This window comes from Streptosporangium sp. NPDC003464 (genome assembly GCF_053588315.1).
Genome location: NZ_JBSFPS010000236.1, coordinates 1 through 15798 on the forward strand (window position 1 = coordinate 1; position 15798 = coordinate 15798).

12 protein-coding genes and 1 tRNA gene are annotated in these 15798 nt (G+C 72.6%); 6 read left to right on the plus strand and 7 right to left on the minus strand.

Translation table 11 applies throughout. The features are described from left to right. The 3 genes from ACWDS7_RS37005 to ACWDS7_RS37015 all read right to left on the minus strand — a co-directional run. Positions 1-1066: FAD-dependent monooxygenase (locus ACWDS7_RS37005; protein WP_451933042.1), on the minus strand; the 1066-nt coding region annotated here is incomplete at its 3' end. A 241-nt stretch (positions 1067-1307) separates the two neighbouring features. Next, positions 1308-2678, minus strand: coding sequence for a vWA domain-containing protein (locus tag ACWDS7_RS37010; protein WP_451933043.1), 1371 nt, complete (start codon positions 2676-2678; stop codon positions 1308-1310). A 163-nt stretch (positions 2679-2841) separates the two neighbouring features. Continuing rightward, positions 2842-3693, minus strand: a complete 852-nt coding sequence (locus ACWDS7_RS37015) for an AAA family ATPase (protein ID WP_451933044.1) — start codon at positions 3691-3693, stop codon at positions 2842-2844. Positions 3694-3794: 101 nt separating this feature from the next. Between ACWDS7_RS37015 and ACWDS7_RS37020 the strand changes: the two genes are divergently transcribed. After that, positions 3795-3871: transfer RNA gene (locus ACWDS7_RS37020), tRNA-Lys, on the plus strand. A 210-nt stretch (positions 3872-4081) separates the two neighbouring features. Here the strand turns inward: ACWDS7_RS37020 and ACWDS7_RS37025 are convergent. From ACWDS7_RS37025 to ACWDS7_RS37035, 3 genes are read right to left on the minus strand one after another with little or no spacing between them, the layout of a single operon-like run. Further along, entirely contained in the window at positions 4082-6544 is a 2463-nt protein-coding gene (locus tag ACWDS7_RS37025) for a hypothetical protein (protein ID WP_451933045.1), read from the minus strand. Next, positions 6541-7551, minus strand: a complete 1011-nt coding sequence (locus ACWDS7_RS37030; protein ID WP_451933046.1) for a hypothetical protein — start codon at positions 7549-7551, stop codon at positions 6541-6543. Before ACWDS7_RS37030 ends, ACWDS7_RS37025 begins: the two co-directional genes overlap by 4 nt. An 8-nt stretch (positions 7552-7559) precedes the next feature. After that, positions 7560-8993 (minus strand): hypothetical protein, encoded by a 1434-nt coding sequence (locus tag ACWDS7_RS37035; RefSeq protein WP_451933047.1) that lies wholly within the window; start codon positions 8991-8993, stop codon positions 7560-7562. Between the two features lie 260 nt (positions 8994-9253). Here ACWDS7_RS37035 and ACWDS7_RS37040 point away from each other — a divergent pair, with 260 nt between their 5' ends. Together ACWDS7_RS37040 and ACWDS7_RS37045 are read left to right on the plus strand one after the other, a co-directional pair. Beyond that, entirely contained in the window at positions 9254-10654 is a 1401-nt protein-coding gene (locus ACWDS7_RS37040) for a DUF4407 domain-containing protein (protein WP_451933048.1), read from the plus strand. Positions 10655-10663: 9 nt separating this feature from the next. After that, positions 10664-12229 carry a protein kinase domain-containing protein gene (locus ACWDS7_RS37045; protein WP_451933049.1) on the plus strand — a complete coding sequence of 522 codons (1566 nt, stop codon included), beginning with the start codon at positions 10664-10666 and terminating at the stop codon, positions 12227-12229. Between the two features lie 71 nt (positions 12230-12300). Here the strand turns inward: ACWDS7_RS37045 and ACWDS7_RS37050 are convergent, their stop codons facing one another. Beyond that, positions 12301-12909, minus strand: coding sequence for a TetR/AcrR family transcriptional regulator (locus ACWDS7_RS37050; RefSeq protein ID WP_451933050.1), 609 nt, complete (start codon positions 12907-12909; stop codon positions 12301-12303). Between the two features lie 52 nt (positions 12910-12961). Between ACWDS7_RS37050 and ACWDS7_RS37055 the strand changes: the two genes are divergently transcribed. From ACWDS7_RS37055 to ACWDS7_RS37065, 3 genes are all read left to right on the plus strand, one after another. Continuing rightward, positions 12962-13918 carry a GNAT family N-acetyltransferase gene (locus ACWDS7_RS37055; RefSeq protein WP_451933051.1) on the plus strand — a complete coding sequence of 319 codons (957 nt, stop codon included), beginning with the start codon at positions 12962-12964 and terminating at the stop codon, positions 13916-13918. A gap of 358 nt (positions 13919-14276) precedes the next feature. After that, positions 14277-14732, plus strand: coding sequence for a S26 family signal peptidase (locus ACWDS7_RS37060; RefSeq protein ID WP_451933052.1), 456 nt, complete (start codon positions 14277-14279; stop codon positions 14730-14732). Positions 14733-14792: 60 nt separating this feature from the next. Next, the coding region (locus ACWDS7_RS37065; protein WP_451933053.1) for an AfsR/SARP family transcriptional regulator at positions 14793-15798 on the plus strand (1006 nt) is incomplete at its 3' end.

The window sequence follows — 15798 nt, forward strand, 5'->3', positions numbered from 1 at the left end:
GGGTGTCGGGCAACATGATGTTCACCGCGGTGCTGGTGGCCCTCAGGACGTTGCGGGCCAGCGGGCGCCGCTCGCCCTCGTAGGTGTCCAGGAGTCGCTGGTCGGCGCTGCCGCGGGCGACCAGTACCAGCTTCCAGGCGAGGTTTTCCGCATCGCCCAGTCCGGTGTTCTGTCCCTGCCCGCCGCTGGGGCTCTGGATGTGCGCCGCGTCGCCGGCCAGCAGGATCCGGCCGCGGCGATAGGCGTCGGCGAGCCGGCGGTGGATCCGGAACTCCGAGGCCCAGCGGATCTCGGTGACCGTGTCGAGGCTGACGCCGCTGCGGCGGGAGAACTCATCCAGCACCCGGTCGGTGATCTCGCTCTCGGTCAGCTGGTCCGGCAGGTCTGCCGGTGGCTCGCTGAACACGCGCCAGATATCGTCCGGCAGCGCGGTCACCGACAGCATGTTGCCGGCGTCCATCCAGGTCGTGCTGCCGTTCTTGTCGTACGGCCACTGGGCCCGTACATCGACCATCAGCAGGCGTTCGATGAGTTTGCGGCCGGGAAAGGCGATCCCGGCGAGCTTGCGGACCATACTGTGCGCGCCGTCGCAGCCGATCAGCCAGTCGGTCTCGATGCGCTGTGTGGTGCCGTCGGCCGTCTGGACGGTGACGGTGACGCTCTTGCCGTCCTGCTGGGCCCCGACCAGCCGGGTACCCCACTCGATGCCGCCGCCGAGCTCGCCCAGTCGTTGCCGCAGGGTGCCCTCGACGTCGGCCTGCGAGATGAGCAGTGTCTGTTTCGGCTGGTCCGCGACGGCCTGGCCGACGTGGAATCGCAGCACGGTGCGGGATCCCTCGTTGTAGGACATGTTGAGCGAGGACTGCGACCGTTCCGGCAGGTCGCCGAGTGCGCCGATCCGTTCCAGCACCTCGACGCCCCGTGGTTGCAGGCCGAGTGCTCGCGAGGTGGTGGCGGGGCCGGCGGCGGCGTCGATGACCCGGACGGGGATGTCGTGCAGGGCCAGGTGGATGGCCAGGGCCAGCCCGGTGGGGCCGGCGCCCGCGATGAGTACGGTGTCCGTCATTTAATAAACGGTACGGTACCGATTACTAATTTGTCGATGACGGCAGATGTGATCACAGTCACCGGCCCCCAGGGGCTGGGACGATCCCGAGGTGGATGTGTGGGGGTTCGGCCGCTGCTCAGCTCGCCGGCCCATCACCCCTTCCGGGCTTACTCGGTCTGTCCCCTGACCGGAAGCGCGTCAACTGACGATCTCCGAGTGGGGCGGACCCCGCCCGCGGCGGTCGTGGCGGTGGGACTCCTCAGGCCAGCTCCTCGACGAAGGCGGCGAGCTGGACGACGTTGCGGCATTCGCGCATCGGGACGATGCCGCCGTAGGCCGTGGCCAGCGAGTCGCCGGTGTCCCACTGGCTCACCGGCTCCGGGTTGAGCCAGTGGGCGTGCCGGGCCTGCCGGCTCAGCCGTCGCAGCGTCTCCAGCGCGGGCGGCTGGTAGTTGGACCGCGCGTCGCCCAGGATCAGCAGGGACGTCTTCGGGCCGACGGCGTCGCCGTACCGCTCGGCGAACCGTTCGAAGGCGTTGCCGTAGTTGGTCCGGCCGAACCGCACCATGTCGGCCTCCCGGGTCAGCCGGGTCATCGCCTCCACCACGTCGGCGCCGGGGACGAAGAAGCGGGTGATCTCGTCCACGGTGTCCACGAAGCCGAACGCGCGGACCTTGGCGAACTGCTCGCGCAGCGCGTAGGTCAGCAGCAGCGTGAAGTGGGCGAACGAGGCGACCGAGTCGCTGGTGTCGCAGAGGATGACCAGCTCGGGCCGGTGCGGGCGGCGCGGCCTGTTGAAGGTGGTCAGCGGCACGCCGCCGGTGGACAGCGAGGCCCGCACGGTCCGGCGGAAGTCCAGGCGGCCCCGGTGGCCGAGCCGGTGCTTGACGGTCAGCCGGGTGGCCAGGCGGCGGGCGAGGGGGTGGACCTCCCGGCGGAGCCTGGCCAGGTCGGCCCCGGTCACCCGGAGGAAGTCGAGCTGTTCCAGCGGCGGCCGTACGGCCGAGCGCGCGATCCGCTCGATCCCGGAGTCCTCGGCGATGCGGCGGCGCACGTCGGCGGAGACGGCCTCCTCGAACCGCCTGGTGTTCTCGCCGATCCGCTGCCGGGCCACCTTCTCCGCCAGGCCGCCGCGCTCCTGGCCGGCCAGCACCTCGGCCAGCAGCCGGGCCATGAGCGTCTCGGGGGACAGCGCCCGCAGCACCGGGTAGGAGAACCAGTTCTGCCGGCCGGGGGCCGCGGGTTGGCGGCCGAAGCGCTCCACCATCGCCCGGGCGAAGTCGTTCATCCCGTCGGCGCCCAACAGCAGCTCGGACAGCCGGTCACGGAGTTCGGCGATCGCCGCGGTCTCCGGATCCAGCTCATCGGCGTCCGGACCGTCTTGCGGGCGCGGGCCGTACAGGCCCGTGGTGGCGGCGGGGAACCACAGGTCGAAGAGCGTGTCGAACCCCGGGCGGTGCGAGGGCCGTTTGACCAGGGTCGTGGCGTAGGCGGCGCGCAGCGACTCCCGCTCGGCCAGGTCGATCACCTGCAGCGCCCGGGCCGCGTCCAGCCCCTCGGCGAGCGAGACCGGCAGCCCGGCCTCGCGCAGGGCGTGCACGAAGCCGACGTGCCGGTCGAGCAGGCTCACCTCCCGCCCCCCGCCCCGCAGACCCGGCCGTTCACGGGGTCCCCCGCCCCCCGGGATCGGCCGTTCACAGCGCCTCCCATTTCCCGGGTCCGCCCGTTCACAGCGCCTCCCGTTCCCCGGGCCGAGCCGTTCACGGGGGTCCGCGCCTCCCGCGTCCCGCCGCTCACAGGGCCAGCTCCTTGCGCGCCCGAGCCTGGTCGGAGGCGTGCTTGAGCACCACCCCGAGGGTGGCGGCGACCGTCGCCTCGTCCAGTTCGGTACGGCCCAGCGCGAGCAGCGTGTTGGCCCAGTCGACGGTCTCAGCGATCGAGGGCGCCTTCTTCAGTTCGAACGCGCGCATCGTGGCGACCGTGCGCGCGAGCTGCTCGGCCAGGGCCGCCTCGATCGCGGGCACCTGCGCCAGCACGATGTCGCGCTCGCGCTCCGGCGTCGGATACTCCAGGTGCAGGTAGAGGCAGCGCCGCTTGAGCGCCTCGGACAGCTCGCGGGTCGCGTTGGAGGTCAGCACCACGTACGGCCTGCGCACGGCGGTGACCGTGCCGAGCTCGGGGATCGTGACCTGGTAGTCGGAGAGGATCTCCAGCAGCAGGCCCTCCACCTCGACGTCGGCCTTGTCGGTCTCGTCGATCAGCAGGACCGTCGGGGTCTCGGACCTGATCGCCCGGAGCAGGGGCCTTTCGAGCAGGAACTCCTCGGTGAAGATGTCGTCCTGGGTGGCGTCCCAGTCCTGGCCGGTCCCGGCCTGGATCCGCAGGAGCTGCTTCTTGTAGTTCCACTCGTACAGCGCGCGGGCCTCGTCGAGCCCCTCGTAGCACTGCAGCCGGACGAGCCGGGCCCCGGTCGCCGCCGCCACGGCCTTGGCGAGCTGGGTCTTGCCCACTCCCGCCGGCCCCTCGGCGAGCAGCGGCTTGCCGAGCGCGCCGGCCAGGAAGACCGAGGTCGCGATGGAGTCGTCGGCGAGGTAGTCCACGGCGCTGAGCCGCTCCCGGGCGTCGGCGGGCGAGGGGAACCACATGTGCACTCCCAGTACAGGACCGAATGTTGTTCTACCATAGCGGTTCGCTGTTCTCCGTTTCGAAGCCCTCCGGGAAGTGCGCTATCCTTCAAGAGCTTCACGCGCCGCTAGCTCAGTTGGTTAGAGCAGCTGACTCTTAATCAGCGGGTCCGGGGTTCGAGTCCCTGGCGGCGCACCAGCGAAAGAGCCCAGGTCGGCACAGTCGATCTGGGCTCTTTCCATTGGACGGTCTCGGGGCCGTGTCCGGCGGCGAGGATGAGGGCCGCCGCTCCGTGGTGGAGGCCGTACGACTTCACGGGCGGCAGGGTGGCGGCAGGGCTGCAGGGCGCGCGGTCAGGAGCGGTCAGGAGCCGCGTGCTCAAGCACCGGGTGTTCAAGAACCGCGTGCTCAGGAGCCGGGCGAGGCCGGCGCGGACGGCGGGTGCGGCGGGTACCGGTGCGGCTCGATCCTGGTCGGCAGCCGTATCGCCAGCAGGAGGGCCAGGAATCCGGCGGCGCCTCCGGCGGCGACCAGGGAGAGGGCGGGCCAGAAGGGATCCCCCCCGTCGCTCTCGCGGTCCTCGGCAAGGGGGACGGCACCGGACGGCGGCAGGGCCGACTCGACCAGCCGGGCGGCCGCCGTCACCGGGGAGTCGAAGTCCTCCGACGCCAGCCTGCCGGGGTCGACGGACCGGGCGACCGTGTCCAGCGCGTCGCGCAGCACCTGGCCGGCGGCCTGGTTGCACAGGATGAGCAACGAGCGGCCCGGCAGCCCGGCGAGCGCTTCCGATCGGGGATAACCGCTGTCGCGGGCGGCCTCGCGGGGCACGATGGCGGCCTGCACCGCCTTGTCCCGGAGGGCGCGCAGCGGGTCGAGCGCCGGGACGGTCTCCAGGTGCAGCCAGGGATGGCGCTGCCGCAGCACCCGCTCGGACCGCTCCCGAGAGGGCCCCTTCCGGGGGGCGTCCGGCACCGAGATCCGGACCTCCTCGTCGGGATGCGCGAAGGCCGCCGTCAACTTCTCCGGCCCGATCAGGTCGACGTCGTAGACCAGGACGTCCTGGTCCGGGACCGGGATGGCGGCGACCGCGGAGAACCCCTGCGCCGCCAGCGGATTGGCGGGCCACGTCGGCAGGGCGCCCGAGAGAGCGGGATCCGTGGGAGGGATCTCCATGAGGACCACGGCCGGTCCCGCGGCGGGTGCGGTCGTGGCGGGGGTGTCGCTCAGCCGGATCTCGGCCCGGTAGCCCGTCCGCCGGACGGCCTCGGCCACGAGGTTCCTGGCGAACTCGTCCTCCTGCCCGGACGGGGCCTGGACGACGACCGTGCCCGGTTCGGTCCCGGCCACGCCCCCCTCGGCGAGGGGATCGCCGCCCGGAGCGCGCAGCATGGCGACGACACCGGCGCCGATCAAGGTGATGGCCAGCGTCGCGAACGCCACGACCATGGTGACCTTGCCGTGCAGGCCCCAGCCGGGCCGTCTCCCGCGGTCGGCCTGTTCCAGCCCGCCGAGCGCGGTCCGCATCGAGGGCGGCACCGCGCCCGCACCCAGGGTCGCGCTCGGCGCCGCGCCCGCACCCGCGCTCGGCACCGCGCCTGCGTTCGAACCCGCGCCCGGGGTCGGGCTCGGGGTCGGGCTCGGCACCGCACCCGCGCTCGCACCCGCGCCCATGCTCGCACCCGCGCCCGGGGTCGGGCTCGGCACCACGCCCGGGGGCGGGCCCGCGGCGGCCGCCGGCCGGTAGGGCACGGTCGCCGCGGCGGGCGTGGCCCGGCTCTCGGGCACGACCTCGGGCGTCGCGCTGGGCGCGCCTACGGCCGGCCTCTCGCCGGTGTCTCGGCTCGGCCACCTCAACCGCCAGCGTACGGATGCGGTCGGCCGTGGCTCACCCGGTCCCGGGGCAGGCGAGGCCGGCAGGGCCGGCGGGGCTGCCCCAGGCCCCGGGGCGCCGCCTCCTCGCGGAGCCGGCTCACGCTCCTTCCTCCACCACACGCCGGTGGCGGCGTGGGGCCGCAGTTCGGGATAGCCGGAGTGTTCGAGCAGCCGTACGGCGTCCGGCAGGTCCTCGGGGCCGAACGACAGCGGATTGGTCAGCCCGGCGAGCCCCCGCAGCATGTCCGCGAGCCGGACGTCGGGCCGGGCCAGGAGGCTCAGGCACACGTTCGCCGGGCCGTCCTGCCAGGTGATCTCCGTTCCGTGCCCCCACCGCACCTCGTAGGCGTTCTCCGGAGCGTGCCGCGCGAAGGACAGCCTGATCTTGTGCCGGGCCGTGCTGCTGGTCCAGGTCGCCGCGGTCAGCCTCGTCCGCATGCCGTACGGCAGGAGCGCGGCGACGGTGTCCAGGAAGCGCAACCGTTCGATCATGGGAACCCTGTCCGCACCCACCACGCAGACGGGCCGCCCGGTCAGCAGCAGCGCGGCGGCGCACCGCGCGTCCGGCCCGGGGACGAGGGCCGTGGGGTCGAACTCCGGAACGCGTACGGTCAGGGGAGGGGACGGGGTCACCGGCAGGGCCACGAGGGCGTGGTAGAGCGCCTCGTAGGACACCTGATGGTCGACCAGCTCCTGGTACGGGACGTAGAACCAGCGGGTGTAGACGATCTTGCGGTTGGTGGCGTCCCGGTGCCCCGACCACTCCTGAGCCGCGAGCACGATGTGGTGCGACACCTGCTCGCGCTCCCTGGTCGCCGCGACCGCGATCGTCACCTGGGGCAGATCCGCCGAGAGCCCCGTGGCGTATCTGCTCCTGATCTCCTCGAAGACCTCGGGCCCGAGGCGGTCGTCGCTCCAGGAGAGCAGCTCGTAGTCGTCGTGGGCACCGGGCCGCTTCCCCTCCAGCGCCCACTCGAATCCGATCTCGTGGCCGGTCACGACGCCTCCGTCGCCGGCCGGACCGCGGCGAGCCGCTGCCCCAGCCAGAGCATGGGCTCCACCACGTTGATCGGATGCAACTGCCCCCGGATGCGCGAGTCCTCGTCCGCCTCTCCGGGGAGCATGTTCTGGAAGTCGTCCCAGTCGAAATGCTTCGTGCGCCGGTCGACGTAGAAGCCGATCGAGGACGTGGCGAAGAAGCGGATCCGATCGGGGTGGAAGAACTGGTCGAGCGCGTTGAGCACCATGTCGGCGTTGCCGCTGGCCGACACCTGGCACAGCTCGTGGAACAGCTCCCGCGCGTCCTCGCTGGCCACCCGGGGCAGCCGGTACGGATCGTCGACGTCCGCGGTGAGCAGCCGCCGCTTCTCGGCCGTCTCCAGCACCCGGGGATCGTCGAACTTGGTGACGCACACGGCGATGTGGTGCGGCAGCTTCCCGTCGGTGAACTCGCCGGCGACGAGCATCCGCTCGGCGAGCCGGGCGAGCGGGGCGTGCATGTGGTCGAAGGCGTCCCCGAAGGTGAACTCCCTGATCGGGTCGAACAGGAAGACGATGCCCCGGCTCCGCTCAAGGTTGTCCAGCAGTTCCTGCCGGCGCGGGTCTCCCGAGAGGTCCGGAGCGCTCGGGCCGCCCGCCGGGCGCCGTCCCGTGCCGAACAACCCTCCGGGAGCGTCGACCATGCCGATGCCTATCCGGGTCGGCGGCCCCGGCTTGGCCTTCCTGCCCCAGAAGCCGGGCTTGCGGAGAGCGGGGCCGATCAGCGTCCAGTGATAGCGCTCCAGGGCCATGCTCGCCTCGGGGAACACCTTGCCCCGCAACAGGGCGTTGGTCTTCTCGATCAGGTAGTCCGATGACGCGGGATCGGATCCGACGATCTTCCAGTCGTCGTTTCTCCTGGTCAGGGCGATGAACAGCGCCGCAAGCAGGGTGGTCTTGCCGCTGCCGGGAGCGCCCCACATGGCGATGTTGTGATCGGGACGTTCCCGGCTCGGATCGGGCTGCATGCGCGTCGTCACTCCGTCTCGTCGAGCAGGGGGAACGGGAGATGAACGGGGGAGGGGGCGACCAGGCCGAGATCGGCGGCCAGGCCGCGCACGTCCACCGCCTCCAGATGGGCCAGGGCCGCCGCGCCGATCCGGTGCCACGCCTGGTGCGCCTGGTCGGCGGGCTGGTCGCAGATCGCGCCCAGCACCGTGCCCTGCCGCTGCCGCAGGGCGGCGACCAGCTTCCGCCAGTCGTGCCGGTGGGGGCAGGGCAGGATCCTGGACTGGTCGGTGCGGGCCGGGTGCGGCGGGCGGCCTCCGACCGTGAGGACGACGGCGGGTGCCGGATCCGCCCGGCCGAGCCGTTCGACCACCACGGCGAGCATGTCCTCGAACTGCGCCGCGTGGGGGTGGTACGGATATCCCCTGGCCACCGCTCCCCGCTCCTCCAGCGCGCCGAGGGCGTTCAGGGCCTCTCCCGCGCCGGCCTCCCAGGCCGCGACCCGCACCGGGAGCTCCGGCGCCGACGGGTCGTACGAGTGCGCCGCGTAGGCGAGGAGGGAGACCCGGAGCAGACCGCCGATCTCGCCGGAGGCAGAGCTGATCATCTGGCGTGCCCGGCTCAGCCGTTCCGCGACCTGGTCGTCCGCTCCGCAGACCTCCACCGCGCAGACGAGATGCGCCGGGCCGGTGCGCCCCGGGAGCCGGTCCGGGAGCGCGGCGACGAGCTGATTCCAGTCACGGGGGTCGGGCGAGAGCGCGGGCAGGCCGGTGAACCGCACCCGGCCGGGCCGTATCAGCTCGGCGGTCACCTCGTACCGGCCGGGCGTGACCGGGGCGGACTGGACGGACAGCAGCCGCGGCTCCGGACCCTGCCAGGTGACCACGGCGAACGCGGTGCCGTGCGCGCCGGCGGCCTCGCAGCGGAGGGCGACCCGGATCCGGGCCCCCGGGCGGGAGCCGAGGGGGAAGAGCTGCCTGCTGGTCAGCCGAGGCCGGCTGGTGTCCGGGTCGACGAGGACGACGACCAGCTCGTACGACCTGGTCAGCGGGTCGTCCGCCATGACCTCCCGGACCCGTGCGGCGATCGGGGCTTCGGTCCGCAGCACCTGCGCGGCGGGATGTGCCGCACGCAGCCAGGTGAGGGCCTGCTCGACCTTCGGGTCGGCGGAGGAGGCGGCTACGAGGATCACACCGGCGGAGGACAGGGCGGCGCGGGTCGTGCGTAGCACGGCCTCCCGGGTCCCGGCCGGATCGGCGTCCCATCCGCGTTCGCCCGCGAGGCCCGGCCAGGTCGCCGACCAGCTCCGGCCGCGGGGGCAACCGTTGTCGTCCCGATGGAGAAGGAACGTGGTGAGGCCGTCGGCGGCGACCTCCACCAGGGTGAGGCGATCGGTGTCGGCGAGATCGGCCAGGGCCTGGGCGATCGCTTTCCTGCTCAGATCCCTGTCGGGCTCCGGCACGAGGAGTCCTCCATAGATATGTCGTATTAGCTGTGCTGCGTCACCGGTGTCCCGATTAGTCGGCGTATATAACGTTAGGGGGTATTTTTGGGGCGAGGAGTTGCGTCAGGTCCCTCGATGAAATTCTATCGGGTATCTGTAAATGCGATATTGGGCGCCTATGATATCCCCTCCGGATGATTGGCGCTGATATCCCCACCGGGGGGCGGCATCCTTCCAGTCGGCGCCGACGCGGTGAGACTCCCTTCCCGAGGAGGAGCATGAGACGTTTCCTGAGCGCGCTGTCCACGGTTTTGGTCACGCTGTCAGGAGCGCGGCCCGAGGTTCTCCGGACGTGCCCGACCGAACGCGGCAAATTCGAGGGCATCGGGGGCGCCGTTCTCACCACGAGCGTCCTCGCCTTCGTCTCCATGACGTTCGCCCTCAACAGCACGCTCGGCGTCAACATCGTCCTCGCCGTCGCCACCGCTCTGCTGTGGGGCCTGGCGATCCTCAGCCTTGACCGGTGGCTCGTCTCCACCATCAGGGCCGACGCGCCGAACCGCTGGGCGCTGGCCGTGCCGCGCGTCCTCGTCGCCGTCGTGCTCGGCCTGGTGATCTCCACTCCTCTGGTGCTGCAGGTTTTCAAGGCCGAGATCGACACCCAGGTCGCCGAGATGAAACAGCGGCGCGGCGACGCCTTCGCCGTACGGCAGGAGCAGGGCGCGGTGGGGAAGGGCGTCGACCAGCTCCGCAAGGAGGTGGCCGAGCTGCGGCAGGTGATTTCCTCCGGCGGCGACGTCCCCCTTGACATGGAACGGGACTCGAAGATAACGGCGTTGTCCGCCCAGCGCGCCGAGGAGCAGAAACAAGCGGACAAACACTACAAAGAGTGGCAGTGTCAGCTCTATGGTGGCCCAAACTGCGTTAAAAAGGGCAATGGTCCACTCGCTCAGGAGAGCCGGCGCGCGTACGAAAAGGACAAGGGGCGCGTCGAGCTGCTCACCCGGCAGATAGAGGACCGCAAGCGGGAGCTGAACGCGACCGGGGAACAGGCCAAGAAAACACGGCTCGCCGCCGCCGAGAAGGCTCTGCCCCAGGTCCAGCGCCAGCTCGACGCCGCGGTCGAGCAGCAGGCCGGGATCCAGCGGACCTTCGACGAGGACAACCTGGCCACCGACGGGCTGCTCACCCGGCTCCGGGCGCTCAACGAGCTGACCGGCAAGGACCTCACCCTCAGCATGGCCCGGCTGCTGCTGTTCGCGCTGTTCCTGCTCATCGAATGCCTGCCGGTCGCGGTGAAGCTCATGCAGCGGCCCGGCATCTACGAGAAGGCGCTCGCGCTCGCCGAGCGCCAGGAGCTGGACGGCATGCGCGAGAAGTTTGGCATCCGCGCCGGGGCCCGGTCCCGGCCGGCGGAGCCCGGCGGGTCGGACAGCGTCTGGCGCATCTGGTCGCCCCGGGAGGACGCGCCGCGACGGCCCGGCACCGCCTTCGGGCAGGAGACGGGGCCTCCCCGGGGACCGAACGACACCCAGGTCGAGCCGGCCGACTCCGGTTACGAGTACGGGCCCCTGGAAGACCAGGTTCTGCGCGGCATGCCGGACACCCGTGTCCTGCGGAGGCCGGGGCCGGGTGCGGAGCGCTCGGGTGGGATCGAGCTGCTCCCCGACGAGGACTGAGGCCACCGGATGACGGCACGGATCGTCCGAGGCCGGTACGAGCTGAGGTCCCGGCTCGGCAGGGGCGGCATGGGCACGGTGTGGCTCGCCTGGGACCGGACGCTGCGGCGATCCGTCGCGCTCAAAGAGATCCTGCTGGCGCCGCACGGCGAGGACACGGCCGTACGGCGGGAGAGGGCGCTGCGCGAAGCGCGTGCCGCCGCGCGGATCCGGCACCCGGCGGTCGTCGACATCTACGACGCCTTCATGGACGACGGATCGCCGTGGATCGTCATGGCGTACATCGAGGGCACGCCGCTGGACCGCCGGATCGAGCAGCAGGCCCTCGCCCGGCGGCAGGGCCTGTCCGAGCGGGAGATCGCCCGGGTCGGACGCGAGGTGCTGGCCGGCCTGGCCGCCGTGCACGACGCGCAGGTGCTGCACCGGGACGTCAAACCGGCCAACATCGTCGTCGATCCCGGTGACCGGGTCTTCCTGGTGGATTTCGGGATCGCGCGGATCTCCGGGGAGGGCGGCCTCACTTCGACCAACATGCTGCTCGGAACCGTCGATTTCATGGCGCCCGAACGGATCGACGGGCACGCGGTGGGGCCGGCGTCGGACCTGTGGTCGCTGGGAGTGACGTTGTTCTGCGCGCTGGAGGGCTACTCGCCGTTCCTCCGTGCCGGCCTGATCGAAACGGCGCGGGCGGTCACCGCCGGGCGTCCTCCGCGCTTCCGGCGACCGGGTCCGCTCGCCGGCGCGATCGCCGGCCTGCTCGTCACCGACCCCGCCCGGCGGATGGGGGCGGCCGAGCTGGGGCGGCGGCTGGACACGATCCTCGCGGGCCCGGCGACGCGGCCCCGTGAACGGGAGAAGCCGGAGCGGCGCACCGGCCCGGGAACGGACCGGGAGTCGCGGCGCGGACACGGCGCCCACGGCTCAAGGCTGGTCAGGGATCCGGTCCGAGGTCCGGTCCAAGGTCCGGTCCGGGATCCGGTCCGGGAGCCGGTTCGAGATCTGGTCCGGGACTCGGTCCGAGATCCGGTCAGGGATCCGGTCCGAGGTCCGGTCCAAGGTCCGGTCCGGGATCCGGTCCAGACGGAGAAGGGTCGCGACGGCGCAAGCCCGCTGCTCGACCGGTCCCGCCAGGAGGCCGCCGCCCTGCTCGGCTCGATGGAGCCGAAGGCCGCCGGGCGGCTCCTGGACGGCGCGGCGGAGGCGCCAGGCCCGGCCGCCGAGGTGCTGGCGCTGCTGCCGCTGCCGCGAGCCGCGCGGATGATCGACCACATGACCCCGCATCGGGCGGCCAGGCTGGTGGGCGCGATGCCCCTCAGCCGGAGCGCGAGCATCCTGGCGCACACGGATGACCGTGTCACGGCCGCTGTCCTCGGCGCGCTCGGCATCGTCCCCGCGGCGGTCCGCCTGGTGGAGGCGATGACGGTGCGGCGCGCCTGCCGGGTGCTCGGATACGTGCCGCCCGCCGTCGTCGCGGAACTGCTGTCCGCGACCTCGGACGGCCGTGCCGATCGGCTCCTCGACGGGCTCGGCCGCGCCGTACGCGACGAGATCGCCCGCCTGGCCGGCGGAGCGTGACGGTGTCGGCGCCGCGGTCCTGCGGCGCCGACGCCGTCACGTCCGCACGCCGTGCGATCAGCGCCCGGCGGTCAGGCGGGCCGGCCGGCGCCGGCGGCGAGGGTGGCGAGGAAGTCGTCGACGAGCTCGATCTGGTGCTCCGGGGGGAAGCTGTCCGGGGCGAAGAGCGCCTGCACCACCAGGCCGTGCGTGAAGGACAGCGCGGTCGCCGCCAGCCGCTGCGCGTCGGCCTCGACGGGCAGCTCGCCCAGGCGCCGCGCGTCCTCGATCGCGGTGCACAGCACCGCGCGGATGCGGTCGTACCGGGTGGCCTGCGCGGCGAAGAGCGCGGGGTCGGAGAGCGCCACGTCCCAGGAGCCGACCCAGATCCGGTTCATCGCCACACCCTCCGATGTCAGCGGGAGGATGTTGAGCAGGTGGGCGCGTAGCGCGGGCAGCCCGCTCGCGGGCGCCTTCAGGCGCGGGCGCTGCCGCGTGCGTGCCTCCAGGATGTCGAGGGCGTGGGCGATCAGCTCGTGCTTGCCGGCGAAGTAGTGCGTGACGAGCCCGGTGGACGCCCCCATGGCCGCCGCGACCGCGCGCAGGGTGAGGCCGGCGAACCCGTGCTCGGCGAGGACCCGCCAGACCGCCTCGGAGACGTCGTGGCGGCGGGCCTCATGGTCGGTGCGGGCGGGAGTCATGGCCCACTAGTCTACATACCGAACGTTTGTTACGAACTTGGCCGGAGGTCCGATGTTCGCTCTTCCCCTCACCGCCCGCGCGGAACTGCGGCCGCTTGAGCCGTGGCTGGCCGAGGAGTTCCTCGCCAATCTCGACCGGGCGCGTGAGCACATCTCGCCGTGGGTGTCGCCGACGTTCGTCGCCACCGATCTCGCCGAGGCCCGTGCGGTGCTGCGGCGCTACGCCGACAAGCGGGCACAGGACGCGGGCGGCATCTGGGGGATCTGGCTGGAGGGCACACTCGTCGGCGGCGTGCTGTTCGTGTCGTTCGACACCGCGCTGGGCGTCTGCGAGGCGGGCTGCTGGCTCGAACCCGGCGCGGAGGGGCACGGGCTGATCACCCGCGCCGTCGGGCGGATCGTCGACTGGGCGGTGGGGGAGCGCGGCATCCAGCGCGTCGAGTGGCGGACCGTCGCCGGCAACGTGCGCAGCGTCAACGTCGCCAAGCGGCTGGGCATGACCCACGACGGCACGCTGCGGCAGGTCTACCCGGGCGAGGGCCGGCGCGTCGACATCGAAGTCTGGTCGGTGCTCGCCGACGAGTGGCGCGCCCGCGGGGCGCGGGCCGCCGCCGACAAGGCCGAGATCGACGGGCTGACGGCGGCCTTCTTCCGCCTGTTCACCAACGCGGACGGCGCCCGCCCGGACGTCGACGCGATCCACCGGCTCTTCGTCCCGGACGGGATCATCGTCAGGGGCGGGCCGCAGCAGGAGGTCTACAGTCTGGACTCGTTCGCCGAGCCGCGGCAGAAGCTGCTGACCTCGGGCGAGCTCACCGAGTTCGCCGAGGAGGAGACCTGGGAGCGCACGGAGATCTTCGGCGACGTCGCGCAGCGGCTGTGCCACTACCGTAAGCGCGGCGTTCACGCCGGCCTGCCGTTCACCGGGACGGGGACGAAGAGCATCCACTTCCTGCGCACGCCGGAGGGCTGGCGGATGACCGCCCTCTCCTGGGACGACGACCGCTAGCGGGCCGCCCGCCCGGAGACCCGGCGGCAGGATGCTGCCCGTTGGGCTCGCGAGCGTGGGACGGGGCCTCCGTCCGGTCGGTGCCGGGCGGTCAGGCCGGTCCGATCAGGGCGGCGACGCCGTCCAGCATGCGCTGGAGACCGAACTCGAAGATGTTCTCCGGCTCGGACGCCTCGGCCCCGTCACCCGGCTGCCCGCCGTACGGCAGGCCGGAGCCGCCACCCGGCCGTTTCCGCGCTCGCTCCGGCGGCGGAGACGGCGGCGGAGGCGGACCTGTTGACAGACACCACGTCAGTGGAGATCGTTTCCCGTGAGCGATCGGCCCTTCCCGGGCCGGCGGGGGAAGGACGCGGTGACGTTGATCGTTCGTGGACTGGTTGCCGGTGCCCTCGCGCTGGCCGCGGGCGCCCTGTGGGCCCGCCGGCGCTACGTGGTGGTCACCGTCGACGGGATGAGCATGGCTCCGACGCTGACCGACGGCGACCGTGTCCTGGTGCGGCGGCGACGGATCGGCCAGGTGGGGCAGGGCGACGTCGTCGTGCTGGAGCCCCCCTCCGATCCCGCCGGCGGATACGCGCCCGGACCGCCCGGGGCGGACGGCCGGCGCTGGAACATCAAGCGGATCGCCGCGCTGCCCGGTGACCCGGTGCCCCAGGGGATCGCCGCGGGTGACGGCGTGGCCCACGTGCCCTCCGGGACGCTGGTGGTCCTCGGCGACAACCCGGACAGCATCGACTCCCGGCAGCGGGGGTTCTTCCCCGCTGACCGGCTGCTCGGCGTCGCGCTGCGCCGGCTGGGAGGGCCGGCCCTGTAGCCGGTGTCGTGGCGGCTGCCGGGGCCGGTCGACACGGGGGCCGTCGAGGAAGGCAGGACTATGTTGTTTCAACTCCTCGGCCCGGTGCGGATCCAGGACGGCGACTCACCCGTACGGATCACGGCGCCGAAACAGCGCACGGTCCTCGCCATGCTGCTCGCGCGCGCCGGTTACGTCGTCCCGGTCCGGTCGTTGGTGGCCGAGGTGTGGGACGAGCCGCCGCGCTCGGCGGTGGCGAACCTGCGCACCTACCTCATGCAGTTGCGCAGGCTGCTGCCCCCCTCCGCCGACCCGGCCGTCGAGCGGCTGGTCACCTCGGACGCCGGCTACCTGCTCCGGGTCGCGCCGGCCGAGTTCGACCTCTTCCAGTTCGAGGCGCTCGCCGCGCACGGCCGCCAGGCGCTGGCCCGGCGGGATCTCGTGGCGGCTCAGAACGCCTACACCCGGGCGCTCGCCCTGTGGCGGGGCAGGGCGGCCGAGGACGCGCCGCTGGGCCCGACCCTGCGCGAGGTGGTCGCCCGGCTCACCGACCAGTATCTGAGCGCGACGGAGGAGTACACGGAGATCCAGCTCGCGCTCGGCAGCCCCATGGCGGCGGCCGAGCGCCTGCGCGAGCTGATCGGGCAGCACCCCCTGCGGGAGCGGCTGTACGGCCAGCTGATGGTGGCCCTGTACCGGTGCGGTGACGTCGTCGGCGCACTGGACGTGTTCGCGATGGCCCGCCGGACCCTGGCCGACGAGCTCGGGCTCGACCCCGGACCCGAGCTGCGCCGCCTGCACCAGGCGGTGCTGCGCCGGGACGCGGACCTGATGACCCCCACCGTCCCTCCCGCCGCGCCTGTCGCCGTCTCCTCCGCCGCGCCGCCGGCCGGGGACGGCTCCGTGACCGGGTGGCCGGAGAACGGGCAGGCCGGGAACGGGCATCCGCGCCCGCGCCAGCTGCCGCGGGAGCCGGCGCTGTTCGTGGGCCGGTCGGCCGAGCTCGCCCGGATGCTCACCGCGCTGTGCGCGGACCCGCTCTTCGCAGCACTGGCCCGCCTCGACCTGGACGCGTCCCAAGCCCGGC

Excerpts from the sequence above, each read along its gene's own strand:
- ACWDS7_RS37045 (WP_451933049.1), top strand. The coding sequence starts at position 10,664 with ATGACGGCACGGATCGTCCGAGGCCGGTACGAGCTGAGGTCCCGGCTC.
- ACWDS7_RS37055 (WP_451933051.1), top strand. The coding sequence starts at position 12,962 with ATGTTCGCTCTTCCCCTCACCGCCCGCGCGGAACTGCGGCCGCTTGAG.
- ACWDS7_RS37015 (WP_451933044.1), bottom strand. The coding sequence starts at position 3,693 with ATGTGGTTCCCCTCGCCCGCCGACGCCCGGGAGCGGCTCAGCGCCGTG.
- ACWDS7_RS37030 (WP_451933046.1), bottom strand. The coding sequence starts at position 7,551 with ATGCAGCCCGATCCGAGCCGGGAACGTCCCGATCACAACATCGCCATG.
- ACWDS7_RS37050 (WP_451933050.1), bottom strand. The coding sequence starts at position 12,909 with ATGACTCCCGCCCGCACCGACCATGAGGCCCGCCGCCACGACGTCTCC.
- ACWDS7_RS37040 (WP_451933048.1), top strand. The coding sequence starts at position 9,254 with ATGAGACGTTTCCTGAGCGCGCTGTCCACGGTTTTGGTCACGCTGTCA.